Below are 24,192 nucleotides of genomic sequence, written 5' to 3' on the forward strand. Positions count from 1 at the left end.
TTGCTCGTTGCTTGCATTATTAATGTTTTAGTTTTTGCAAGATAAAAAATTTCAGCGATTCAATCGCTTTATTGCTTTCGCTCCTTTTTAATAAAGACACATGGACATCATTCAATACAGGGAGAATATCGTAATCAAGCCGTTCCAGATAGTTGGGAATCATACTACGTTGAATAGCAGTAATCCCTAAACCAGCGCGGACAGCAGCCATTTTGCCCGCATAACTCGCACTACTATAAACCAGTCGCCAATCAATATGTTTTTTATCCAGAGCATCAATCACATTACCCCGGTAAACACAAGGTGTTGGTGAAAGCACTAATGGGATTGGCCCTGGTTTGTCTAAAAGAGGTAATAATTCCTTTTTTCCTATCCACTCAACGGGTTCTGTGCAAACGTGGATACACTCGGCACCTATCTGTTGTTGAGTGGTTTTAATGAGAATTAAGTCAAATTTACCTTCATTAAAACGCTCAATAAGATTTAGAGTTAAATCACATTCCACATTCAATAGCACACGGGGATGTAATCTTGAAAATTCAACAAGTACATCTGATAAAATAATACTGGCAAAATCCTCTGGTAATCCAAAACGGATTTCACCTTGTAACTCAGGCGCTTTAAAACGATCCAGAGACTCTCGATGCAACTCATAAATTCGTTTGGCGTAGCCTAAGAATATTTCACCATCCGTAGTCAGAGAAAGTTCACGTCCACGATTAATCAAAGGTTTCTCAATCAGATTTTCCAATTTGGCAATTTGCTGACTGATAGCCGACTGGGTGCGTCCAACCCGCTGTGCTGCCTTGGTAAAACTTTGAGTTTCAGCCACTGCGAGAAAGCATTGTAAGGTTATTGTATCAATTGACATAAGTTTTTCTAATAATTCGAATCAATATTTTTAATTTTACTTATATTAACATATCTAATATATTCCCACAATAAGAACAGAATTTCTAATGGAGAACCAATGTGGAACAACTTTTAAATGGGCTATCGATTTCCCTCATCCTATCACCCTTGTTAGCAATATTCTTCTACCTTTTATTAGGAAAGAAAAGGAATACCCTCGCAACATACTACGGTACCTCTGCTATAGGTATTGGCTTTCTTTTCAGTCTTTTAGCATTAATCGTCTCTTCAGGCACTGTCAACCAAAAGGGCTATTTTTTATTTCATGTTAGCACGTTGAGCCTCTTACTGACCACATTGATATTATTCATCAGTTTCATTATTCACCGTTTTTCCATACGATACATGCATGGAGATAAATCCTACCGACGTTATTTTTTCAATCTTTCAGCCATAACATCAACTACTATGGTAATGGCTTTGGCAGACAATTTTTTATTGTTCTGGCTTGCTTGGTCAGTAAGCAACTTACTCTTGATAAACCTCATGATTCATAAATCACAATGGAAAGCAGCCTACAATTCAGGAATACTGACTTTAAAAACGCTACTACCAGGAAGCCTGTTTCTTCTCACAGCATTTGGGATACTTTTTGCCTCAAACAATACACTGTCGATTGAAACAATAACCAGCGAAGTGAGCAACAAATCATCGCTATCTATTACCGTTGCGCTAGGATTTATTATCTTAACAGCGATGGCACAATCTGCCATCTGGCCTTTTCATCGCTGGCTGATGAGTTCATTAAACTCTCCTACACCAGTATCTGCCCTCATGCATGCAGGATTAGTAAACGGAGGGGGCTTTCTGATTGTTAAATTTGCTCCTTTGTTTGTTGTGCAAACAAATCTATTAGCTATTTTATTCATCTTCGGTGCACTGACTGCTCTGTTAGGCACCCTCTGGAAACTATTGCAGTGGAATATCAAAAGCATGCTTGCCAGTTCAACTATGGCACAAATGGGCTTCATGATGATGCAATGCGGACTTGGACTTTTCCCTGCTGCTATCGCCCATCTATGCTGGCATGGCTTGTTTAAATCCTATCTTTTCCTCAATTCAGGCTCAGCCCTTCAACAGAAAAAATATCAAAATAAATCACATCCTGAAAAATTGACAACCTTATTGATTTCATTTGTAGGGGGGCTTGCAGGAATGTATGGCTTTGCCTTCATCACTGGAAAACCGATTTTATCGCTGCAAGCCTCTACCTTTCTTTTAAGTTTCGCATTCATCACTGGTACACAACTAACTCTTGGCTTGATTGCAGGTGAAAAGCGTTTCAAAAAGGTAATGTTAACCTTAGCTCTGGTTTTCTCAATTGGAATTTTTTATGGGGGAAGTATCCATCTCATCGAGTCACTCTTACCTAATCTAACAGGATTGCCTCAATACCAATTAACTAGCTTACAAGGCTTAACTATGATTGTCTTCTTTTCCCTTTGGATTGTATTCAGCCTGGGGTTATTCAAAAAAATCAGAGAGACCAGACTTTGGGATTGGTTTTACATGTACATGTTTAACGCAAGTACGCCTCACCCCAAAACCATTACGGCAAATCGCCACACTTATTATTATTAAGAAAAGGAGTCAACATGAGTAGCCACATCACACTAATCAAAACTAACACAAACAATGAAAATAAAATGACCCAATTTAACCACAAAGTCGATAATGATGTCATGATTATCCGGGCCATGGTAAATAATGTTGCAAAACAAATTACACCTGTATGGCCTCTGGAAAAATTTATTGCCTGCAATTCCTTGCATGGTTTTGAATCCATGACCTTTGAAGAAGCCGTCCTGCTAAACCAAACAGCAAAAAAGGATACTCCATTCAATGAAAACCTGGAAAGAGTCAATTGGCACATGATCAAATGGTGTGGAAGCTTTCTGGACATTGGGCAAGGTACGATTGAAATGCCTCATCGTGATAAAGGTTTATATTTTGGTTTTTTAAAGCTAGCCCCTTTTGACAGTGCACTGCATCAAAACAATAAATCAACAAAGAGCTGGTTATCTAACCTGCCAGAAACACCTGAACAATCTATCCGCCTTTGCCTTGACAAACTTGGTGTATTAAACCAAAAACAAGAGGAGTTTCTCCAAACAACACTGTCTCACTTACCTGGATGGGCTGGATATATTAAATGGATAAGCGAATGGAAAAACCGAAATAGCAAAAATGAAAACCCTGTAAGCCTTGTCGATTTTCTTGCGGTGAGGCTAGTCATCACCTGCGTATTATGGCCAGAAGCAAGCCAGGAAGAAAAAAAAAAGAAAAAAGATAGTGCGGATACTAAACAACTTATTCAAAATATAAAGAATAAAGAAAATGATTACAGGCAATTGCTTTTAAAAAAGCTTTTGCCTGAGTTAAACAAAGTTCATATAAAAGAAAATAGAGCTAATGCCCAGATGGTTTTTTGCATTGATGTACGTTCAGAACCGTTTCGGCGTTGTATAGAAAAACTGGGGCACTACGAGACGTTGGGATTTGCAGGATTCTTCGGTTTACCTGTAAGCATCAGGGATTATGACGGTGAAACAATAAAAGACTCCTGCCCCGTACTATTAAACCCACGATTTAATATCCATGAAAAAGCAATTGCTGCAAATGAACATTGCATAGAGCATCATGAGAAAGGTAAAGAATTTAAAAATATTTTGAACAGGGTCTATCAGCAATTAAAGTATAATTTTTCAACCCCATTTGCCTTGGTAGAATCATTAGGAATTTGGTGTGGGATTACCATGCTCCTAAAATCATGTATTCCACTTTTCGCCAGGCGCATTAACAAAGACTTAAACGAAATGATATGTCCATCCATTCAAACACAGCCCGTTTTTGAATTGGATTTATTAGACAAAGAGGCAGGGATCTCACTTCAAGAACAAATTGCCTATGCTGAAATGGCATTGAGGCTTATGGGACTGACTGATAACTTTGCCAAACTTGTTATTTTCTGTGGTCATGGCAGCTCTACTCAAAATAACCCTTATGCTTCGGCCCTGGATTGCGGCGCTTGTGGAGGTAATCAAGGTGGAAAAAATGCGCAATTACTGGCGTCTATCCTCAATAAAATAACAGTGAGAAGGGCTTTGGCAGAAAATGGAATCAATATTCCTCAAGATACCCTGTTTTATGGCGCGCAACATGACACGACGACAGATGAGGTTGAAATTTATCACTCAAATGTCAGTCAATTCATTCACCAAGATATCCTGGACCAGCTTAGAACTGACTTAAACATGGCTAAGCACAATAACAATTTAGAACGAATTAACTATTTGAATTCCATAGATTGTGCGGAGAAAGACATTGCACGAAGAAGCACAGATTGGTCTGAAACAAGGCCAGAATGGGGACTTGCTCGCAATGCCGCTTTCATCGTAGCACCTCGCCAACTGACAAAAAACATTAATCTGGAAGGGCGTTGTTTCTTGCACTCTTATGACTGGTCCCAGGACAAGGACGGTGCTTTGCTGGAAACCATTTTGACTGCGCCTATGGTAGTTGCCCAATGGATTAATACTCAATACCTGTTTTCAACAATCGACAACGTGGCATATGGAAGTGGCAGTAAAATCACTCATAATGTCGCTGGAAAAATTGGAGTGATGCAAGGCAATGCCAGTGATTTAATGCATGGATTGCCACTACAATCTGTCATGAGCCATGATGACAAATCCTTTCATGAGCCACAACGCCTATTAACTATAGTGTATGCTCCTCGCGAAATCATCAGTGGATTAGTTGAAAAACACGATATCTTAAAAACCTTGTTTTTTAATGAATGGGTTCATTTGGTAGCGATTGATCCACGAAATCACTTGTTTTACCAGTTAGAGAAAACCAATACATGGACTTTAATTCAATAACAGGAGCTCCCTAATGAATATAATTCAAGTGTCCGAGAAAAAAGACATGAATATCACCTTACATCCGATGAAAAAGATCGAAGTAATCGTTTCGGGCGAAAATGAAAATATGGTCGCTACCATGATGGAGAAGGCAAATATTTCAGGTTTTACTTTATTGAGAAATGTCTCTGGAAAAGGACATCATGGGTTTCATGAAGGTAAAATATTGTTTAACGACAAAGCTTCATTCGTCATGTTTATTGCCGTAGCGCCTGAGGAAGCCATTGCAAATATTGCACTTGGGATGAAAACTCTATTTCAAAAGAATTCCGGTGTGATGTTTGTGTCCGATGTTTCTGTTGCTAGAGTTGATTATTTCTCTTAGTATTTAACCTTGGAGGTAACCCCCTATGCACTATCAAAATCAGCGTGTTTTACTGGCTTCAAAACATCAAAAAGAAAAAGCGATTCAGCCTCCTTTTGAGGAGAAATTAGGCTGCACTATCCATGTTCCTGTTGATTATGATACTGATCAGTTCGGCACCTTCACTGGAGAAATACCAAGAAAAGCTTCCGCCTATGAAACATTAATTCAGAAAGCCAAAGCAGCGGCGCAACAATTTGGGTACCGATATGTTATATCCAGTGAGGGAAGCTTCGGTCCCCATCCGCAGCTTTATTTTTGTCCGGCTGATACTGAGTTGATGGCCTTTGTTGATTTGGACAATGATTTAATTATTGCGGAGCACGAATTATCTACAGAGACAAACTATGGTCACATTGATATCAGTGACCAAGATGACTACGAAGCATTTCTCGATAAAGCAAAATTTCCAAGCCATGGCATCATTATTCGTGCCTTGGATAGTGAAAATCATTTCATTGAAAAAGGGATACGTGACCGCGACTACCTTAAAACAGCGATTAAGAAAGCCTTTGAGTTCAGCCCGCGTATCCGCCTTGAGACTGATATGCGGGCTATGATGAACCCGCTTCGGATGAATACCATTAATAAACTTGCAGTGAAACTGGTTCACCGTATTCAGCAGCATTGCCCTCAATGCCATACACCAGGATTTGGAAAAATCTCTGCAGAGGGTCATTTGACCTGCGTTTCTTGTGGAACCCCGACGGAACTTTACCATCGAAAAGTTTTAAATTGTCTAAAATGTGAATTCAAGACTTATCAAGCGCGAGATGATGGACTAGAATTTGCTGACCAAAGATATTGTCCTTATTGTAATCCATAACCATTCATGAGCATCAATTCAATGATATGCTATAAACATTCAAACAAGGGAGGTACGCTATGAAACCCATTTTAATTGGGCTAATTATGGGTTCTCAGAGTGATTGGCAAACATTAATTCACGCGGCTCAAACTCTGGATACTTTAAATATTGGTTATGAGGCGGAAATTGTCTCCGCCCATAGAACACCCGACAAACTTTTCCGGTATGCCGAGCAGGCTGAGACACGAGGTTTGGAAGTGATTATTGCAGGAGCCGGAGGAGCCGCTCATCTCCCTGGTATGGTAGCCGCGAAAACTTCTTTGCCTGTTTTAGGTGTTCCCGTCATGTCACACACTTTAAATGGCATCGACTCCTTATTATCTATTGTGCAAATGCCGGCGGGTATACCTGTAGGCACTTTATCGATAGGCAAAGCAGGTGCCATCAACTCCGCACTGTTTGCCGCAGCAATGCTTGCTAATAAATATCCCGATATTCGAGCTGCCTTAAAACGCTATCGAGAACAACAAACACAAAAAGTGCTCGATAATCCAAACCCTAAAGAGGAAAAGTCATGAAGCTTGGTATTCTAGGTGGTGGCCAACTGGCAAGAATGTTGGCATTAGCAGCCTATCCCTTAGGGATTCACACTGTCTGCCTGGATCCCAGCCCTGATGCTTGCGCAGGCGAACTCACTAAATTGATAACCTCTGATTTTACTGATGAATTGGCTTTAAAACAATTTGTATCGGAAGTGGATTGCGTCACAATAGAAACGGAAAATATACCATTCGCTTGTGCCGAACTGGTTGCCCAAATAAAGCCCTTCTATCCTTCCACACAAGCTTTGAAAATTACTCAAGACAGATTATATGAAAAGAGCTTTTTCAGGTCGCTGAATATCCCTACACCAGAATTTTTACCGATAGAATCAGAAAATGAGTTGACGCAAGCTGTTTCAGACATAGGAATACCTGCTGTGCTAAAAACAAGGCGATTTGGTTATGATGGCAAGGGCCAATATGTTTTGCGAAGCCAAGCAGATGTGTCAAAAAGTTGGGGCCTGTTAGGCAGTCAGCCTCTCATTCTTGAGGAATTAATCCCCTTTGAAAGTGAATTTTCGTTAATTGCTGTTCGCAATACGAGTGGTGAAACAAGTTTCTACCCATTGATTAAAAATCATCACAGAAAGGGCATTTTGCATTTCTCAGAAGCCCCTGTTCATCACCATACCTTACAACAGGAGGCGCAAACTCATGCAGTCAAAATTTTAGAAGCCCTGAATTATGTCGGCGTGCTTACCATTGAGTTTTTTTATCGAGACAATCAATTGATCGCTAATGAGATAGCACCGCGCGTTCATAATTCCGGCCACTGGACTATCGAGGGGGCACATACCAGCCAATTTGAGAATCACCTGCGCGCTCTTTTTGATTTACCCTTAGGAAGTACTGAAGTGCCCGGCTCTTGTTTTTTACTAAATTGCATTGGCAATCTGCTGCCATTGGAGCCCTGTTTATCCATTCCAGGAGTTCATTATCACGCTTATGGAAAAACACCCCGGCCAGATCGCAAGGTAGGTCATGTTACCCTTGTTGATACTCAGATGGAACGTTATGCAAAAAGTAAAGACATACTCCTTGAAATTTCATCAGCAGCGGAGAGTGAAAAAACAAGCGATGACAGTCGGTAATTGCTGAATATTGTTCGAAATTTGAAAAGCTGGGCTTTGTATTCTGTTGCCTACTGCTCATCCAAATTATCCTGCTTATTATCGGTTGTCACTATAGACTCAGGATCAATAGGACTCCCAGGAATTTTCCGACTCTCGCTAGCCCATTCGCCTAAATCAATTAGCTTGCATCGTTCAGAACAAAAAGGTCTGAACTGGTTATCAGGGCGCCAGGTATTTTGCTTGTCGCAAATGGGGCATTTGATTTTTTGCTGGTTGTTCATCACGGTTATGCTAATTTATTTTATTAGACGTAAAGTATGCGCTACACAACCTATGCTTTTCAATATATCCACCTCATTAGATCAATAAGAAAATAGACCTCATGCATTCCCCAATCTAAAACTATTTATCAACGTGCACTTCACGCACCAGAGATAACCACGCCTTTGCCGCCTCCGAGAGATAGGAGTTTCTACGCCAAGTCATGGCCATATTCCACTGAAACTCACTTCCCTTAAGTAAAAGAGAGCGAATTTGTGTCACAGGTCTTTGAGTGGCAATCATCTGTGGCAAAAAAGCAACTCCAAGACCAGCTGCAACAAGTTCCAGCATAAAATCAATCTGACTGCTTTGAGCGACCACCTTTGGCTCAAAACCGGCCTGGCGGCATGCATCCAATACGATTCGATGTAAAGCGAAACCACTGCCAAAAAGGATGAATGGTATCTCTTTCAGTTCCGGTAAAGAAATGGAATGTTGAGTGGCTAATGGATGTTTGGATGCCAGAAGTGCAACCAACGGTTCAGAGCGTACTAATTGATAATCAAATTCTTCAGAGATTGGTAACAAGGCTCCAGCAAAATCGATATCTCCCGCTCGTAAACACTCTGCCAGTTTGTCGCTGCCATGTTCCACAAGTTCTACTTCAATGCCTGGATAACGTTGTCTATAGAGAACAAAAAGAGGCGCAAATAAAGTACTGCTCCCCACGGGAGAAATACCCAAACGTAATCGTCCTTGTTTCAAACCTCGGATTTCATCCAATTCTTTAAGAAGATCATCTCGATCAGCAAGCAGTTTGGTTCCTCGCTGATAAACAATTTCACCTGCTGCAGTTGGGATGTTACGCTTTTTAAATCGTTCAATGAGCGTGAACCCTAACTCTTCTTCAAGCTGTTTTATGGCTTTACTCACGGTAGACTGGGTCGCAAAGAGATTTTCAGCTGCTTTGGAAAAACTACCCTGCCGTACAACCTCTATAAAAGTCTGAAGCAGTTTAAATTCCATAATTATTCCATATTGGAAAGGTTATTAGTCTATAAATTCATTTTATTCATCTTGATTAAAAGTGTAAACTTAAATGAAAAATTAATACCCATCATGAGCATATATATGGCAAAAAAAATTCAGAAAAATTCATTTTTCCAAATAGTATTGGTTGGCTTATTTTGGTTAGCTAGCGAATTATTGCTCAAACTGGTCAAGCTTCCCTTGTCCGGGGGCATTCTTGGCTTGGGAATTGTTTTACTGCTTTTGGCGACAAACTGCCTAAAACTAAACCGAATAAGGCGGGGTGCTGAGTTACTCCTTGCCAATATGTTACTGTTTTTTATTCCAGGTGTACTTGCAATACTGGAGCATCAGGAATTTATTGGCCTTTTAGGTCTTAAAATTCTCTTCATTATTCTGCTCAGTACCATCATGGTGATGCTAGTCACTGCTCTTGTTGTTGATTATTGCTATCGTTGGAGAACGCATCATGCCAAGCAGCATTCTCTCTGAATCCATAATACAGACATTTTTCTGGTCGCTCATCACCATAGGCATGTATTTTATTACCCAGAAACTATATAGAAGGTGGCCCTTTTGGTGGCTAATGCCACTTGCTTTAACACCAATACTGGTTGCCAGCATAGTTCTTTTACTGCATGTCAACTACCAGGACTATTTCCGCGGAACAAAATGGCTAGTCTTGTTAATCGGTCCTGCAACCGTAGCCTTTGCCATTCCCATTTATGAAAAACGTGCCCTCATTCGCCAGCATTGGCCAGTACTTTTAATTGGCGTGATTGTAGGAAGTTTCACTGCCATAGTATCCAGTTGGGGATTGGCAAGCCTTCTTGGTCTTGATGACAATTTACGTTTAAGTCTGCTCCCTCGCTCTATCAGCACACCGTTTGCGATAGAAATCTCACGCGGCATTGGTGCAACACCTGATTTGACTGCGATTTTCGTTGTTGTTACAGGAATATTGGGAGCCATTCTCGGTGAGTTCATGCTGTCACGCCTGCCTTTTCATTCGCCTCTTGCCAGAGGCGCGCTTTTAGGGGTTGGAGCCCATGCGGCAGGAACCGCTCAGGCCCATAAAATAGGGAATACGGAAGGCGCCATTGCCAGTTTGGCTATGATTTTAGTAGGACTCTTCAATATACTTCTTCTCCCCCTTATCAGCCATCTTTTGAAATAAAAGTGCGTTTAGTAGAAATTAAAAGGAACTCCTCTAGTTAAGAAAAAATCATAAGCATGTTATTTTATGGTTTTTCCATCAATAGAAGAAAAGAATGACTATTGCTCTTGTGTGGTTCCGTCAAGATTTAAGATTGACCGATAATCCCGCCTTCATCGAAGCATGCTCCCATCATGAAATTGTAATTCCACTCTATATTTATGATGATAAATGCAGTGTTTTAGGGCAAGCTCAAGCTTGGTGGCTCCATCATAGTCTAATTGCTTTGGGCAAATCGTTAAACCAACAGGGTTTAAGCCTCATTCTTCGCAAAGGAAATCCCCTAGACATCATTCTAGAATTAGTTACCCGGTATGATGTGAAATCAGCCTATTGGAATCGCTGCTATGAACCCCAAGTCATTGGGCGCGATAAAAAAATTAAAGCTGCTTTAGTTGAAAAAGGAGTTAAGGTTCAGAGTTTCAATGGGAATTTACTTCATGAGCCATGGACAATTAAAAATAAAAATGGAGAATTTTTTAAGGTTTTTACCCCTTACTGGAAACAATGTAGACAAATTCTTGATATCCCCTCGCCTGTCATACTCACTAAACGCCCCAGAAGAATCGAAATTACAGGTGATGACATTGGAGAGTGGAAGTTATTGCCAACGATTAATTGGGCAGCACGATTTGCTGAATATTGGACTCCTGGAGAAGAGGGCGCGCAAAAGAAACTGAATGAGTTTATTGCTCATCACCTTAACGGATATAAAAAGAACCGTGATTTTCCGGCAAAAAATGCGACATCACGTTTATCACCTCATTTGCACTTTGGCGAAATCAGTCCTTGGGCCATTTTAAGGGCGCTGGAGTTGGCTAAACTGGAACAAACCTGTGACCTGGCCTCCGTAGAACACTTTTTATCAGAGCTGGGGTGGAGAGAGTTTTCTGTCCATCTGCTCTACCACTTCCCCAAGCTGGATTGCGAGAATTTCAGAAAAGAATTTGATGCATTCCCCTGGCAAAATGATGAGCAATTATTAACTTGCTGGCAAAAGGGAATGACTGGGTATCCTATCATTGATGCTGGAATGAGAGAATTATGGGCCACAGGATACATGCACAACCGCGTTCGCATGATTGTCGCATCATTTCTTACCAAAGATTTACTGATTGATTGGCGTTCGGGCGCACAGTGGTTTTTAGACACCCTAGTCGATGCGGATCTGGCGAATAACAGCGCGAGCTGGCAATGGGTAGCAGGATGCGGTGCGGATGCAGCACCTTATTTCCGTATTTTCAATCCTGTTTTACAAAGCCAAAAATTTGACCCGGATGGCGTTTACATACGCCAATGGATCCCCGAACTTGCCCAATTAAATAGTCAGTCAATTCATCAACCCTGGACAGATGCTGACGCCAGTTCCATTTTTTTAGGGAAAAAATATCCCAAACCCATCATTGATCACCAAGAAGCGAGAACTAAGGCATTGAGTTACTATCAGCAAATAAAAAAAGGAATGGATTGACAAGAGATTAACTAAAATTTGGAGAGACCCCATTGAATAAAAAAAGTTGGACGGAGCTGATTGCCTGGATCATTACCTTTGAAGCAATTGGTTTTTTTTTAGGAATGCTGACGCAAGCGAATATTCCCTCTTGGTATGAGGGGCTCAATAAATCCGGTTTAACTCCTCCTGGACCAGTATTTTCAATTGTTTGGTCGATTTTATATGCCCTTCTTGCAATAGTTGGTTGGGTTTTATGGTGCTCTCGAAATGAGTCTGAGATGAGATCTGTGTTTTATTTATATTCAGTACAGATGCTGATGAATTGGGCATGGACCCCGCTTTTTTTTGTGCTGCATTGGACTGGGCTTAGTTTGTTATGGATTCTTGTGATGGCGAGTCTCACTGAGCTTCTGATTTTGAGCCTAAAAAATAAGAAAAAAAGCCTTGCTATATTGTTGCTCCCCTATCTCGTTTGGCTTCTTTTTGCCGCCTATCTCAATGGCGTGATATGGCTTCTCAATTAACTGTTCCCAAGTTTTCTCTTAAGCCAAATACAAACTGGCTATAGCGAAATCGTGCTAAATCTTACTTTGCGAGATAAGTACAGGACTTACGAAAAACTCCAAGGTCAAGGCAAAAAATGTTTTTAATGAGGGAGTTTAGATAAACTAAATGACCGAATTAAAAACTTTTTTTAACATAGAGATTGGGGTTTTCGTAAGTCCTGAAGCAATCATCTTTGAACCAACAGAATATTGCCCTCTGAAGAATTAGGGTTGAGGGCGGCTGGAAATCCAATCCATAGTATTATCTTCCGCGACATTGTAAATGTCCGAATTATTAACAATAAAGGAATCTTGTAACGCAGAAGTGAGTTGGCAATGTTTTGCGCCGTGCTTGACTAAAAATAAAAGAGGGGACTTCCTTTGCTGATCTTTTTTTAAGATTTTGGCTAGGGCTGTCTCACCAAAATCATCAACAGCATCTACAGAACCAACATGTTGCTGGCAAAATTTGATTAGCAAATCACACATCAAAGGATATTCCTCAGATTTGTTCGCAATAGTCTTGATTGCCTTGGGCAATAGGTTCTTTTGCCATGGTGAGTACAAGGCTGACATTAATTTTTGCGCAACACGATCTGCTCCTGCATCCAATTCAGCAATTAGCGTGCTGATTTGCTCATCATAACTACCAGTAGCTTGGGATAAAAAATCTAAAAAGAGCTGTTCGAAATCTTTTTCGGCATAAAATTCCGCTGTCATGGGAGTATCTGCTTTATCACTCGCCAGAAAGCGCTTAACAGGTTTATCTAGGTTTAAGAAAATTCGATTTTTGATAATTGTTGCATTTTTCATATCACAAATTACTCTACCTGGATATATAATTTTCATTATAATGAAATTTAAGGAAAATTTAAACTATTTCCCTTTTTCCTTTACAACTTTAAAAACTGGCTAGTGTTATTACAATCTTCACTCACCTGGTGTTCTCTTTTTAGAATTCGATGCATATTAAAGCACTCTATTCGAAAATCATCTGAAAAAATTTCAGCCTTTGTACTGATTATTAATGGAGGATCCAATTTCATTTTCTCATTGATATGAGATATGATTTGCGGGTTATCTTTTAAAACATCAAGAAAAAAACGGATATAAGAACGAGTTTCAAATTTATGCATTACTGTTGGCCGAGCAATATTTTCCCCTGAAAAATATTTTTGCAATAATCGCATAATACCGCTAATTGAAGATTGACTCGCGCAAGCCTCCTTCAATTGATTAAGAGCATCAATGTCCGCCGTAGGCGTACCTAAAAACCTGCTGTCCAGATGCTTATTAAGATTATGAAAATTAATGCAGTCCTCAATTGATTTAAGCACAATACTGCATAATACTTTTACTTCAGGAGCGGGGTCAGGGCAATTTGCAAGCTGTTCTACCTCGCAGAAATCTCTCATGCATAAGGGCATATAGCAGGATTTAAAATAATTTAGATAGTATGCCCATACTTGTTCTCTTAACTGAATAAAATCAGAATCAAATTGTGCAATTTGCTTAAAGTATTCATGATAAAGAGGAGGATGGGTTAAATACTCAAGTCCATCGTAGTTTGGATAACCTGGTAGAAGGTTAATGCATTTCACCAGGGGAATAAGAATTTCGTTGACACTGTGAAAACCGGCACCGACGATATACGCTATAATTCCAAGGCTGTAGGCTTGTATTAATTCGATATTTTGAGGATTTAAAAGCAGCAGCATCATGTTCATATAGATAGAAGTCATGCCAGAAGGGCCAGTGACATAAGGACAATCATTTGTAAGTGCAGTCTTGTAATATATTGAATTCTGATTGGCTTCTTGTGCTTGAGCATCCGCACACCAAATTTGTTCAGGAATAACGGTTAACCCCACGCTATGCGCTGAATGATCCAGCTTCATCAATCCTAACTGGTTGGTTTTTAAGTAGGTTTTACGAGGCCCTTGACGCCCTCTGTTTTCTCCTTGAGTATAAAGTTCATCCTGGTAAAATAATTTTTTAGTGATGAAAGTTCTAAATTCTTCTGCCTCATTTTTAGCTGCCATAAGCTGATAGGAAAAGCCTTCCTCTTCTTCTTTCAAATCGAGGTGAGCCTGTAAATACTTATCCAGAACTTGGGCAAAAAGGCCAGTTGGCTTAAATGGTGGCAAATTTCGTAATGGAAATGGTCCGATTACACTGCGAGCAAACATAAAGGATATGAATTGAATTTGAATAAAATTCTTCGGATTATTTTCCTTTAAAATAGCAATAACTTCTTCCAGAGACGGCTTTTTTTTAAAAGCCCCAAACTCTATATCAGAACCCTCTAACTCTTGCAGAAAAAAATTCAGCGCAGTTCGTTCGGAAGATTTCGAGTCTAGTTTACTATACTCTTCGATTAAATTGATTATAGCTTGAGATACCAGATCAATTGCTTGCATCATGCTTTTCGTTGGTGACTCTATCAAGCGGCAAGCCAGCTCTGATTCAAATCTCCGGGGCAGAATATTGTTCTCATTAGATTGACTGTCTTTGATAGGCACCAAGCATAAAGCATTTAGCTCATCGGCATGCTCCTGCTCAAGCAAGTGACTCAAGCCACGTAACGTTTTGTGAACGACCAAAGTATCTTGCTCATGATTTTCATAAGCCATTTTTATTGAATCAATGGCTTTAGCTATGGCTTCTCTTTTGTCGCCCATGTAATTGGTCTGCCATTGATTTAATAAAAAAATAAAATAAGTGTAAGCCTCTGGTTTTGAATTAAAACATCGGTAGTCACCCGTGTTTTTTAATGATGTCGGATCAGCCATGGCAGCAAGGTTATCGCTGCCTTGGCGTTTTGTATTTTTTAGAGAAGGGTTAATTTTTTCTTTACTTAACATAGAGCGCCTTCCTTGAGGTTAATATGGCAAAATGATGACGTTGTGGTTTTCTTTCCTGGGTTCATGATTTGCGACCATCCGCTCTTCATTTGCTGCGATGGACGTCTTCTTAATCTCCAGGAAGAGCTCTTTTCGCTTAGAGCTTCCCAGTTCGCACTGATGCACACCAATCGTATTTTCTATCCTTAAGGTCAAATTGAATTGTGAAAGCAGTGTTGGGCTTTCCTTCAATACATCAAAGAAATGAGCAATAAATTTAAGTTGCATTTCTCTATTTATTATTATTCCTTCTTCTGTCTCAAAAGTTCCTTTAAAATACGCCTGAATCTGCCTAAAAATTGCGGTTAGCCCTACCTGTTGTTGACAGACATGACTTAAAACCTCAAGCGCCTTTGTTTGTCCACATGGTGTTGAAAGGAACAAACCCATATCGCCAGTACGCTTAACTTTATGCTCTTCTAAGCAATTTTTCACAGACTTAGACACAATTTCAAGCATTTCTTTTACTTCTGAGCTTATATCCTCCATTGAGGGGACTTGATGTGGCAGGCAATGACTACGCATACAAACGGGCATATAAGTCATACGGAAATACGCAAGGTATTCCTGCCAAATTTTTTCATGAACCTCAGCAAACTCTTTATCAAACTCCTCTATTGCCTTAAAGTAATGGTTATATAAAGGCGGGGCTGTAAGACACTCTGTTCCTTTATGCTGTGGATACTCAGGCACAATACCTACGCACTTGACCATCGGAATAAGAATTTCTTTAATGCTGTGGTAGCCAGCACCAACTACATAAGTCATTACCCCAAGGCTGTAAGAGAGAATGACATCTTGATCCTTAGGATTGAGCAGAAGAAACATCATATTCATAAATAATGAAGTCATCCCGGAAGGCCCCGTAATATAAGGGCAGTCCGTTTTCAGGGCTGAGAGATAATGAATTGAATCGTAGTTTGGTAGCTGGGTCTTACAATCAGCATACCAGGATTGACCATTTAACGTCAGTAGTCCTTTGGTGTGGGCTGAATGTTCGAACTTCATTAAACCAACTTGATTAGTTTGTAATCTTTGGTTAGGCTTGCCTTCGCGGCCACGATTATCCCCGGTAGTAAAAATTTCATCTCCATAAAAAAGCTCATCACAAATGAATGCTCTAAAGCGGTATCCCTCTCCTTTTTTTACTTTCGATGGGTTGTGATCTCTAACACCTGCCATGTGATGATAGAGCTCAAAAAGTGATGTCTCTTCAGGCGCATATTTTGCTTGATATTTTCGCAAAATTTCTAAAAATGCGCCTTTTGGCTCATGTTTTGGCAGGTCATGCAAAGCAAGATCGCGTAAAGCAACTTGGGCAAATTTAAAAGAAATATGCTGAATTTGTACGAAATCTTCTGGCCTGTTTGCCTTAAGTATTGCTATAACATCGGAAATCTCAATTTTCTCTTTGGGGGCACCAAAAAGAATGTCCGATTGAACCATTTGTTCGAGAAAATCTTGTAAAACCTCATGCTCAAAAGATTCGGTAGGGGAATGTTCATATTGTTCCAGGATTTTTACGATAGCATCTGAAACTTGTTTAATCGCTGCCATCATTTTAGCTGTTGGAGTTTTTATCAGGTGGCTCACAACGTCTGATTCAAAGCGACGCGGCAAGATGTCGTCGTGCCCGAGTTCTTGTTGCTGGACATTAGCAAGCGATTTAATCAAAACAGAGAGCAAGGCTTTATGAGAATTAAGCAGCCCGTCCGCTTTAGATAACTGCTCAAGCAATGTTATAATCCTTACGGCATCCTGTTCATGGTTTTCATAAGCCACTTTTATTTCTGCAATGATTTCATCTAACTCCTTGTTCATTTCCGGTATTTCATAACAGATTTTCCATTGAGTGAGCAGCATAATCATGTAGGTATATGCTTCTGGTTTCGATTTGAAACTCTCCGGGACTCTTTGTAATTGCAGGATACGAGAAAAATAAAGTGTTCGTACTAATGTTTCATTTGACATGAGCCCAGTAATACATTCCTCGATTTCAGCGTGCAAAAGCGCAAGATGCTTGTTTTTAATTCCTATATCCACCTTCGCAAATTTAACCTGTCTGAATGGATTAAAAAGTTCATTGAGGGAATAGGCCAAAGCAAAAAGATCGCTAGCCTGAGAGAACGCAATGAAATCCTCATTTGCTTTAAGTTCTGGGGCTAAATAGCATGCGGTTCCCCATGATGCCGGTTTAGGTTCTTTATCAGAAGAACTGCTGCCGAAATCAACTAAATGACACTGCATATCCGCATCCAGCATAATATTTCCAGGTTTAAGATCGCGGTGAATTAAGCCTAATTCATGGAATTGTTTCACCTGATGGCATACAGAAATCATAATGCCGAGAACTTCCCAAAAATGTTTTAGATTAACATTAAGAGGAAGCGCATTTTTATACCGGGATAAATCAATCCCTTTTATAAAAGTTGTGAGAATATAATGCACCTGGGTTTGTTCATTAAAAAAAGTGCCTACCAAGCGACCCAATTTGCTTAAGGTATCTTTCTCATTGGTAAACTCTGTCAAGCTTTCAGCATCGATCTTAACAGATTTTAGGAAATAAGTTTTTCCATCATCCAAAGCATAAACTTTAAATTGCTCGCAATAAGATTTACCACCTCCTGAAATCTTGTTTTCAGTGGGAACGATGATTGGCTTAAGATATGCCTCGGTGGTAATAAATAGAATTTGACAATCTATTCCAAACTCATGAATCATTATTTCACGTGATATAGGCTTGCCATCAGCGGATTTTATTAGTTTTCTAATGCCTTTGTTGCCTAAAACCTTTATCAACAATTCTAATGCTTTCTCGTCCATGCTTGGCAATGACTTTAATTCATGAAACCGAAGCAATTTCATAAGGAACCTCACATATTTACAAACTTGAATAAAAATGACGTGATATTATAAAAAATCATCATTAAGAGAAAATTAAGTAAATATTGAGAGCAACGCACAAAGCGAAATAATAGCCCCCAAACATGCTCTCGCATGCGAAATAGCTGATCCCAAGATGGAGCTAATTAAGAGAATGGTTGCACAAATATCAAACACCATATTCAAGTATCGTAATTACCGATACCCTTTTATAGTAAGAAGCATTTATCTCGACTAGCCATAAAATTAACTTTTTGTTATTTGTTAAATGATAGGTTTTGGAAATGAAGCTCTATTACCTGAATCCAATTGAATGTAAAATATAAAACCAGAAGGATAAAAATCATCATTAAGGGAATAAAATGAATGGATGGACGTTTAAGGTCTTTGCGATTGCCTTTTTTATCTTTATTGTGACAGATATGATATGGCTTGGGTTCATCGCCAGAAATCTCTATTTTGACCAATACCAGCAGTGGCTGCGTCTTTCAGAGGGGCAATTAAAGCCAATCTGGTGGTCCGCCCTATTAGTCTATCTGCTTTTTGCCTTGAGTATTGTTGTCTTTGTTATACCGCTGGCTAAAACTTCGCTACCTTATGCCGCATTATATGGTGCGCTTCTTGGCGCTATTATTTATGGAGTTTATGATTTTACCTGCCTTGCGATTTTTAAGGATTTTCCCATCGGTATGGCATTTATTGATTGGCTATGGGGCATAGTACTGTGTTCCTGGAGTTCGATAGCGACTATCTATGTGGCAGGTTATATCAAATAAGACATCAGAGAATGGAGGAATCCAAGTCGGCCAATAGTTGTTGTGCCTTATGAATAATTGCTGTTTGTTTATCAAGACCCATTTTTTGCCAATTCATATAGGCAAAATGAAGGCGAGGGTTGTCTTTCAGCTTTTCCTGATTTTGGTGAAGGAAGTTCCAATAGAGCGCATTGAATGGACAGGCTTTTTCACCCAAAAGATCATTGGGATTATAATAGCAGGATTGGCAAAAATTACTCATACGCTGGATGTATTTCCCACTGGCAGCATAAGGTTTACTGGCCATAAGCCCTCCATCTGCGTAAAGAGCCATACCCAAGGTATTGGGCAACTCCACCCATTCGTAGGCATCCGCATAGACAGCAAGATACCACTCACAGACTTGTTTGGGATCCAAACCCGCCAGCAAAGCAAAATTACCTGTTATCATTAATCGCTGAATATGGTGGGAATAGGCTTCAATCGAGGTATGGTGTACCACTTCCTTGATACAAAACATTCCCGTTTCTTCTCCCCAAAAAAAGGAAGGCAAAGGCCTGGTGGCATTGAAATAGTTCATCTCACTGTAATCCGGCATATAAAACCAATAGATACCTCTGACATATTCTCTCCACCCTAAAATTTGGCGTATGAATCCTTCTACAGAATTAAGGGGGATGTGCCTTGAGTGATAGGCTTGCTCTGCCATTTGACATAATTCCAAGGGCAATAAGAGCCCAGCATTAAGATAAAACGACAGTTTTGAATGGTATAAGCTGATTTCATTTTTAAGCATCGCATCCTGATATTCACCAAAATTATAAAGACAATGCTCCATAAAATAATTGGCCTCACCTAATGCTTGCTCACGAGTCACCGCTAAATTAAAAGGATGGCACTGACCAAAATGCTTGGCAAAATGCCTTGAAACCAAACCCAAAACCTCATCAGTAATCCCATCCGTTGCATGCTCTAAACGCCTGGGGAATGAACGAATGTGATTGGCATTTTTGCGATTTTGCGTATCATAATTCCATGAGCCACCAATCGGTTTCCCATTACTATCGACCAGAAGGCGATATTTTTGGCGCATCATCCGGTAAAAAAATTCCATACGTAATTCTTTTTTTCCCTTAGCCCAATTTCTGAATTCATTGATTTTGCATAAAAACCGATTGTCTTCATGTATGGTGAGAGGGATAACCAATTGGCTTTTTAAATCATGGAACATTTTCAGAACACGCCACTCTCCAGGTTCAGTAAGACAAATTGCTGATGCCTGTTCCTCTTCAATGGCACGAAGCAACTCCTTGGCAAAACTGCCTTGATTATGGGGATCATCGAATGCTGTATAGCGGACTCGATAACCTTTGTTTTTCAGTTGTTGCGCAAAATGGCGCATTGCTGAAAATAAGAAAGCGATTTTTTTTGGATGGTGCGGGACATAGCCCGTTTCTTCCGCCACCTCACATAAAAATACAATATCCTCCTGTTTATTGATTGCCGCAAGTGAGGCGATTGTTTCATTGAGTTGATCACCTAATATAAAACAGAGCTTAGTCATAAGAGTTAGATGCTACGGTTTAATTACATTTTCATCTTAGGCCGAACTCGGCTCAATCCCCCATCAACAGCAAGCACTTGCCCAGTGATCCAGCTATTATTTGGATTAAGTAAAAATAAAATTGCGTGGGCAATATCTTCTGGACCACCAATACGTCCTAAAGCGTGCATTGCCTTTGATGCATTCAAAACCAACTGATTGCTTAATAACGATGAGGTCAGCGGGCTATTGACCATTCCAGGAGCCACGACATTCACTCGTAAATTGTTTGAAGCATAAGTGGCTGCAGCGGATTGAGCCAAACCAATGATCCCCGCTTTGGCCGCCGCGATGGCTTCATGATTGGCCAGACCTACCAAAGCGGCGGCTGATGATATCAGTACAACAGAGCCTCCTTGATTCATAGTTAAGCCAGCTGCACGAACGGTAGCAAAAGAAGTAGTAAGTGAGGCATTGATCACCGCTTGAAATTCATCAAGACCGGTACTGTGAGCATTCTTAAGCAGGAGTGAACCTGCACAGTTCACTACGCCATCAAGAGAACCTACCTGGTGAAAAGCATCTAAAACAGCATCAAAATCAGTGGCGTCCAATTGAAAATCAGGACTTATTTTATGATTGCTTCGTGCTGTGGTAAAAACGGTATCACCTTGATTTTTTAAAAGAGTTGTCACTGATTGTCCAATAGCACTGCTTGCAGCAATTACTAAGTAGCGAGCCATATAATTCTTCTTGCATTAGTGTAAAAATACCTACTATGATGGATTAGCTCGGAAACTTCAATATTCATTATACGGACATATGATGCCTTGGGATAAGTTAACTGGTACAACCTTTCATACTGCAATAATAACAGGCTGTCATAAGCTCATTCGCCATAAACAAGCACTTAATAAAATCAATGTCTTTCCGGTAGCTGATGGAGACACAGGGGATAATTTATCTTCGACATGCATGGCAATCATCTATTTTTCATCAGTAACAGCTGACTTAAGAGGCACTCTAGAGTCTATCGCTGACGCGAGTATTATCGGTGCGCGCGGAAACTCTGGAATTATTTTTTCTCAGTTTTTTAACTTATTAGCCAAGCATTTACCACCCAAAGAAGAACTCCATTTTAATGATTTTTCCAAAATCATGGTTCAAGTTGGTAAAGAAATTGTAAGGGTCGTAACCAATCCGGTACCGGGAACCATGATAACCCTCATTCAAAAATGGGCCTCTCTTTGTGAGATGAACCAATCCAGTTCTTTGTTTGCTCAAACTATGGTGGATTTTTTGCCTTTACTTTCCCATGAAGTTGAACAAACCAAACAGTTATTAAATATTTTGCAAAAAGCCAATGTTGTTGATGCTGGCGCACTAGGGTTTTATTATTTCATTGAAGGATTTACACAATTTCTACAGCAATCACGTACTGCAGATACAGTGAATATCGACTTGCCTTTATCAACCATAGAGCACCTTCCTCTGTCATGTGCTACAACAGAATATCGCTACTGCACTGAAGCGGTTCTCAAATCTCTATCAATTGATAAAAATAAATTATTAAATTTTTTAAAAGAACAAGGAGATTGTGCTTCAGTTACGGGGAATGAACGCATCACCAGATTTCATGTTCATACCAACACTCCTCGCGAAGTCTTCACCGGTTTATATGAGGATTACACTATTCAATATCCTAAAGTAGATGACATGCTACGACAGTATGAACTACAGTTTGGGAAAAAATATAAGATAGCATTGGTCACAGACTCAAGTGCCGATTTGCCCCAGAGTTTGATTGATGAATATCAGATTTATCAAATTCCTTTAAACATTCATGTTGATGAACATCATCTATTGGATAAATATTGTTTTGAAGCCAATTATTTTTATAAGCAATTGAACTCGTTTAAAACTCACCCGAAAACCTCTTGTCTGAATCCGATGCTTTTAGAGGAAAAGCTGGCAAAAATCGCATCACACTATGATCATGTTCTTGTACTATCGATATCCAGCCAAATGAGTGGCATTTACAATTCATTCCTGACCGCAACCAAAGAATATACAAATATCATCGTATTGGATACCAAAACGAATTCTGGGGCGCATGGATTACTTTTGCTTTATGCAGGACGGCTAATCGCCTCAGGAAAGGACATTGAAACCATAATCAACTTGCTCAGAAAAGCCATAAAAAACACCTATATCTTTGTCATGGTCAATCAATTCGAATCGATGATTCGCTCTGGTCGGCTTAATAAAATATCCGGGCGCATTGCTCAATGGGTTAATATAAAACCTGTCGTCTCCATTGACGCAAAAGGCCAAGGTATTGTAGTTGGCAAATGTTTTTCAGCCTCAAGAGCATACAATAAATTAATTACCTTCCTGCAGCAAAAGAGAAACGAGTCTCAACTCATTTTAGAGGATTACTGCATTGTCCATGCGGATGAGAAAAACCAGGCTTTGCATCTCGCTGACATGGCAACCCGAGCATTCAATAAACCACCCGAGTACATTGAATCTGTATCACTTGCCATTGGTTTACATGCCGGTCAAGGATGTATTGCTCTTGCAGGTCGTATGAGTCATAGTGATGAACATTAACTTTTTGAGTATTATCCACTTTATCTCGTACTATTTATGCTGGATGTGTTGTATCTACTTTGCCGCTTATGGCTACCCTTTATTGGGATTAATCATTACTGTATTAATCATGGCGGCACAGATTATTTTGCAGATAATCAATCAATTACACTGGCGTGATGCACTCCATTATTCCATTGGATTGGCCATATTAGGTGCAATCACTGATGCCATCTGGCTTTATAGCGGTATGATCTATTTTAAAGCCAATTTCTTTGGCTCCTATTTTCCCCCACTTTGGATGATCGCCCTGTGGCTAAGTTTTGGATTTAATCTCGTTCTTTTATACAGATCCTGGTTAACTCACTATTTTCTTTGGGGGCTCATCATGTTTCCATCTATTATCTTTGCCTATTGGCTAGGAGTTCAATTTGGAGCAGCAACCCTTATCAGCAATGGAATGGTATTTTACCTTTCTCTGGGGTTAACCTGGTCTCTATTCTTGCCTTTGAGTTTATATCTATTTAATTACACATACAGGAAAGGAATAAGATGATAATCTTACTTGTGGTCGCCATCATCTTTTTACACATGTGCTTGATTTGGCTATGGTACCGTTACACCAATAATCCTTCAGTCGTTGATGTAGGCTGGGCTTCCGGTTTAACACTGGCTGGCCTTGTTTATTTAAACAACCACGAGTTTTCATTACGCTCTATGGTTCTTTGCCTGACACTGCTTATGTGGGGAATTAGACTTGGGGGATATTTATGGTGGACACGAATACGTCTTCAAAAAGTTGACAAACGCTATCTTGCATTGAGTAATGATTGGAAGCTTGCTAAGCCTTTGGGATTTTTTTTAAATTTTCAGTTACAAGGCGCATTGATTTGCCTTGTTTCCATCCCCTGGTATTTTTCTTCTTCTGGAACTCAACCAACACTCAGTCTATTGGATATTCTTGCATTGATTATATTTCTGACGGCAATAATTTTAGAAACAGCCGCTGACTCTCAATTACAACATTTTAAAAAAAATAATCCAGGAAAAGTCTGTAATCAAAAACTATGGCGTTATTGCAGGCATCCAAATTATTTTTATGAATGGCTGGTTTGGTGTTCTTTTACCGTATTTGCTCTTTCTGCTCCTTATGGATGGGTAGCCATCATTTCGCCATTAACTCTTTATTTAATCATGACAAGAATTACAGCTCCCATGACCGAACAAGGTTCGATTGAATCCAGAGGCAAACTTTATCTCGAGTATCAAAAAGTGACCCCCATGTTTTTCCCTAAATGGCCAAAAATAACTCAATATAGAAAATAAA

22 protein-coding genes are annotated in these 24,192 nt (G+C 39.7%); 14 read left to right on the top strand and 8 right to left on the bottom strand.

Annotated features, from left to right (window positions below):
- Positions 1-19 precede the first annotated feature (19 nt).
- Positions 20-871 (bottom strand): LysR substrate-binding domain-containing protein, encoded by an 852-nt coding sequence (locus CC34_RS0105735; protein ID WP_027227942.1) that lies wholly within the window; start codon positions 869-871, stop codon positions 20-22.
- Positions 872-972: 101 nt separating this feature from the next.
- On the opposite strand from CC34_RS0105735, the gene CC34_RS0105740 reads away from it, so the two are divergent.
- The 6 genes from CC34_RS0105740 to CC34_RS01000000116200 are packed head-to-tail and all read left to right on the top strand — an operon-like array spanning position 973 to position 7,703.
- On the top strand, positions 973-2,493 hold the full coding sequence (locus CC34_RS0105740; protein ID WP_027227943.1) for a proton-conducting transporter transmembrane domain-containing protein: 1,521 nt from the start codon (positions 973-975) through the stop codon (positions 2,491-2,493).
- Positions 2,494-2,507: 14 nt separating this feature from the next.
- Positions 2,508-4,796 carry a DUF2309 domain-containing protein gene (locus CC34_RS0105745; protein ID WP_027227944.1) on the top strand — a complete coding sequence of 763 codons (2,289 nt, stop codon included), beginning with the start codon at positions 2,508-2,510 and terminating at the stop codon, positions 4,794-4,796.
- Positions 4,797-4,809: 13 nt separating this feature from the next.
- Complete coding sequence (locus CC34_RS0105750; RefSeq protein ID WP_027227945.1) at positions 4,810-5,163, top strand: P-II family nitrogen regulator; 354 nt, start codon at positions 4,810-4,812, stop codon at positions 5,161-5,163.
- 25 nt (positions 5,164-5,188) lie between these two features.
- Positions 5,189-6,028, top strand: coding sequence for a DUF6671 family protein (locus CC34_RS0105755; protein ID WP_027227946.1), 840 nt, complete (start codon positions 5,189-5,191; stop codon positions 6,026-6,028).
- 59 nt (positions 6,029-6,087) lie between these two features.
- Positions 6,088-6,588 (top strand): 5-(carboxyamino)imidazole ribonucleotide mutase, encoded by a 501-nt coding sequence (gene purE, locus CC34_RS0105760; RefSeq protein ID WP_028378251.1) that lies wholly within the window; start codon positions 6,088-6,090, stop codon positions 6,586-6,588.
- Positions 6,585-7,703, top strand: a complete 1,119-nt coding sequence (locus CC34_RS01000000116200; protein WP_050598198.1) for a 5-(carboxyamino)imidazole ribonucleotide synthase — start codon at positions 6,585-6,587, stop codon at positions 7,701-7,703. Before purE ends, CC34_RS01000000116200 begins: the two co-directional genes overlap by 4 nt.
- 50 nt (positions 7,704-7,753) lie before the next feature.
- On the opposite strand, the gene yacG is transcribed toward CC34_RS01000000116200, so the two are convergent.
- Positions 7,754-7,966: a DNA gyrase inhibitor YacG gene (gene yacG, locus CC34_RS0105770; RefSeq protein ID WP_028378252.1), complete on the bottom strand. Its 213-nt coding sequence runs from the start codon at positions 7,964-7,966 to the stop codon at positions 7,754-7,756.
- A 121-nt stretch (positions 7,967-8,087) separates the two neighbouring features.
- Positions 8,088-8,972, bottom strand: a complete 885-nt coding sequence (locus CC34_RS0105775; protein WP_027227949.1) for a LysR family transcriptional regulator — start codon at positions 8,970-8,972, stop codon at positions 8,088-8,090.
- 105 nt (positions 8,973-9,077) lie between these two features.
- Between CC34_RS0105775 and CC34_RS0105780 the strand changes: the two genes are divergently transcribed.
- From CC34_RS0105780 to CC34_RS0105795, 4 genes are all read left to right on the top strand, one after another.
- Positions 9,078-9,467 (top strand): CidA/LrgA family protein, encoded by a 390-nt coding sequence (locus CC34_RS0105780; RefSeq protein ID WP_027227950.1) that lies wholly within the window; start codon positions 9,078-9,080, stop codon positions 9,465-9,467.
- Positions 9,445-10,152, top strand: a complete 708-nt coding sequence (locus CC34_RS0105785; protein WP_028378254.1) for an LrgB family protein — start codon at positions 9,445-9,447, stop codon at positions 10,150-10,152. Before CC34_RS0105780 ends, CC34_RS0105785 begins: the two co-directional genes overlap by 23 nt.
- Before the next feature lie 94 nt (positions 10,153-10,246).
- Positions 10,247-11,662, top strand: coding sequence for a cryptochrome/photolyase family protein (locus tag CC34_RS0105790; protein WP_028378255.1), 1,416 nt, complete (start codon positions 10,247-10,249; stop codon positions 11,660-11,662).
- 32 nt (positions 11,663-11,694) lie between these two features.
- Positions 11,695-12,168 (top strand): TspO/MBR family protein, encoded by a 474-nt coding sequence (locus CC34_RS0105795; protein WP_028379233.1) that lies wholly within the window; start codon positions 11,695-11,697, stop codon positions 12,166-12,168.
- 246 nt (positions 12,169-12,414) lie between these two features.
- Here CC34_RS0105795 and ravG read toward each other — a convergent pair whose 3' ends face one another.
- From ravG to legK4, 3 genes are read right to left on the bottom strand one after another with little or no spacing between them, the layout of a single operon-like run.
- Positions 12,415-13,038, bottom strand: coding sequence for a Dot/Icm T4SS effector RavG (gene ravG, locus CC34_RS0105805; protein WP_080274115.1), 624 nt, complete (start codon positions 13,036-13,038; stop codon positions 12,415-12,417).
- 44 nt (positions 13,039-13,082) lie between these two features.
- Positions 13,083-15,053, bottom strand: coding sequence for a hypothetical protein (locus CC34_RS0105810; RefSeq protein ID WP_028379234.1), 1,971 nt, complete (start codon positions 15,051-15,053; stop codon positions 13,083-13,085).
- A gap of 18 nt (positions 15,054-15,071) precedes the next feature.
- Entirely contained in the window at positions 15,072-17,957 is a 2,886-nt protein-coding gene (legK4, locus tag CC34_RS0105815) for a Dot/Icm T4SS effector kinase LegK4 (RefSeq protein WP_028379235.1), read from the bottom strand.
- A 380-nt stretch (positions 17,958-18,337) separates the two neighbouring features.
- On the opposite strand from legK4, the gene CC34_RS0105820 reads away from it, so the two are divergent.
- Positions 18,338-18,751, top strand: a complete 414-nt coding sequence (locus CC34_RS0105820; RefSeq protein ID WP_027227957.1) for a DUF2177 family protein — start codon at positions 18,338-18,340, stop codon at positions 18,749-18,751.
- Positions 18,752-18,755: 4 nt separating this feature from the next.
- Here the strand turns inward: CC34_RS0105820 and CC34_RS0105825 are convergent, their stop codons facing one another.
- Together CC34_RS0105825 and CC34_RS0105830 are read right to left on the bottom strand one after the other, a co-directional pair.
- Entirely contained in the window at positions 18,756-20,294 is a 1,539-nt protein-coding gene (locus CC34_RS0105825) for a cryptochrome/photolyase family protein (protein ID WP_027227958.1), read from the bottom strand.
- A gap of 23 nt (positions 20,295-20,317) precedes the next feature.
- Entirely contained in the window at positions 20,318-21,016 is a 699-nt protein-coding gene (locus CC34_RS0105830) for an SDR family NAD(P)-dependent oxidoreductase (RefSeq protein ID WP_027227959.1), read from the bottom strand.
- 82 nt (positions 21,017-21,098) lie between these two features.
- Between CC34_RS0105830 and CC34_RS0105835 the strand changes: the two genes are divergently transcribed.
- From CC34_RS0105835 to CC34_RS0105845, 3 genes are read left to right on the top strand one after another with little or no spacing between them, the layout of a single operon-like run.
- The gene (locus tag CC34_RS0105835) at positions 21,099-22,886 is read left to right on the top strand and encodes a DegV family protein (protein WP_028379236.1); all 1,788 of its coding nucleotides are present in this window, start codon (positions 21,099-21,101) and stop codon (positions 22,884-22,886) included.
- Positions 22,876-23,421, top strand: coding sequence for a DUF2878 domain-containing protein (locus CC34_RS0105840; RefSeq protein ID WP_027227961.1), 546 nt, complete (start codon positions 22,876-22,878; stop codon positions 23,419-23,421). The genes CC34_RS0105835 and CC34_RS0105840 overlap by 11 nt, the downstream gene beginning before the upstream one ends.
- A complete protein-coding gene (locus CC34_RS0105845) occupies positions 23,418-24,191 on the top strand; it encodes a DUF1295 domain-containing protein (RefSeq protein ID WP_027227962.1) in 774 nt (257 codons plus the stop codon). Before CC34_RS0105840 ends, CC34_RS0105845 begins: the two co-directional genes overlap by 4 nt.
- Position 24,192 lies beyond the last annotated feature (1 nt).

This window comes from Legionella pneumophila subsp. fraseri (genome assembly GCF_000586315.1).
In the GTDB taxonomy this organism is placed as follows: Bacteria; Pseudomonadota; Gammaproteobacteria; order Legionellales; family Legionellaceae; genus Legionella; species Legionella pneumophila_B.

What these genes read in the sequence shown, in the direction of transcription:
- purE (WP_028378251.1), top strand. Translation starts at nt 6,088, where the DNA reads ATGAAACCCATTTTAATTGGGCTAATTATGGGTTCTCAGAGTGATTGG.
- CC34_RS0105750 (WP_027227945.1), top strand. Translation starts at nt 4,810, where the DNA reads ATGAATATAATTCAAGTGTCCGAGAAAAAAGACATGAATATCACCTTA.
- CC34_RS0105735 (WP_027227942.1), bottom strand. Translation starts at nt 871, where the DNA reads ATGTCAATTGATACAATAACCTTACAATGCTTTCTCGCAGTGGCTGAA.
- CC34_RS0105840 (WP_027227961.1), top strand. Translation starts at nt 22,876, where the DNA reads ATGAACATTAACTTTTTGAGTATTATCCACTTTATCTCGTACTATTTA.
- CC34_RS0105755 (WP_027227946.1), top strand. Translation starts at nt 5,189, where the DNA reads ATGCACTATCAAAATCAGCGTGTTTTACTGGCTTCAAAACATCAAAAA.
- CC34_RS0105820 (WP_027227957.1), top strand. Translation starts at nt 18,338, where the DNA reads ATGAATGGATGGACGTTTAAGGTCTTTGCGATTGCCTTTTTTATCTTT.
- legK4 (WP_028379235.1), bottom strand. Translation starts at nt 17,957, where the DNA reads ATGAAATTGCTTCGGTTTCATGAATTAAAGTCATTGCCAAGCATGGAC.
- CC34_RS0105745 (WP_027227944.1), top strand. Translation starts at nt 2,508, where the DNA reads ATGAGTAGCCACATCACACTAATCAAAACTAACACAAACAATGAAAAT.
- CC34_RS0105825 (WP_027227958.1), bottom strand. Translation starts at nt 20,294, where the DNA reads ATGACTAAGCTCTGTTTTATATTAGGTGATCAACTCAATGAAACAATC.
- CC34_RS0105790 (WP_028378255.1), top strand. Translation starts at nt 10,247, where the DNA reads ATGACTATTGCTCTTGTGTGGTTCCGTCAAGATTTAAGATTGACCGAT.
- yacG (WP_028378252.1), bottom strand. Translation starts at nt 7,966, where the DNA reads ATGAACAACCAGCAAAAAATCAAATGCCCCATTTGCGACAAGCAAAAT.
- CC34_RS0105785 (WP_028378254.1), top strand. Translation starts at nt 9,445, where the DNA reads ATGCCAAGCAGCATTCTCTCTGAATCCATAATACAGACATTTTTCTGG.
- CC34_RS0105775 (WP_027227949.1), bottom strand. Translation starts at nt 8,972, where the DNA reads ATGGAATTTAAACTGCTTCAGACTTTTATAGAGGTTGTACGGCAGGGT.
- CC34_RS0105780 (WP_027227950.1), top strand. Translation starts at nt 9,078, where the DNA reads ATGGCAAAAAAAATTCAGAAAAATTCATTTTTCCAAATAGTATTGGTT.
- CC34_RS01000000116200 (WP_050598198.1), top strand. Translation starts at nt 6,585, where the DNA reads ATGAAGCTTGGTATTCTAGGTGGTGGCCAACTGGCAAGAATGTTGGCA.
- CC34_RS0105830 (WP_027227959.1), bottom strand. Translation starts at nt 21,016, where the DNA reads ATGGCTCGCTACTTAGTAATTGCTGCAAGCAGTGCTATTGGACAATCA.
- CC34_RS0105810 (WP_028379234.1), bottom strand. Translation starts at nt 15,053, where the DNA reads ATGTTAAGTAAAGAAAAAATTAACCCTTCTCTAAAAAATACAAAACGC.
- CC34_RS0105835 (WP_028379236.1), top strand. Translation starts at nt 21,099, where the DNA reads ATGCCTTGGGATAAGTTAACTGGTACAACCTTTCATACTGCAATAATA.
- CC34_RS0105845 (WP_027227962.1), top strand. Translation starts at nt 23,418, where the DNA reads ATGATAATCTTACTTGTGGTCGCCATCATCTTTTTACACATGTGCTTG.
- ravG (WP_080274115.1), bottom strand. Translation starts at nt 13,038, where the DNA reads ATGAAAATTATATATCCAGGTAGAGTAATTTGTGATATGAAAAATGCA.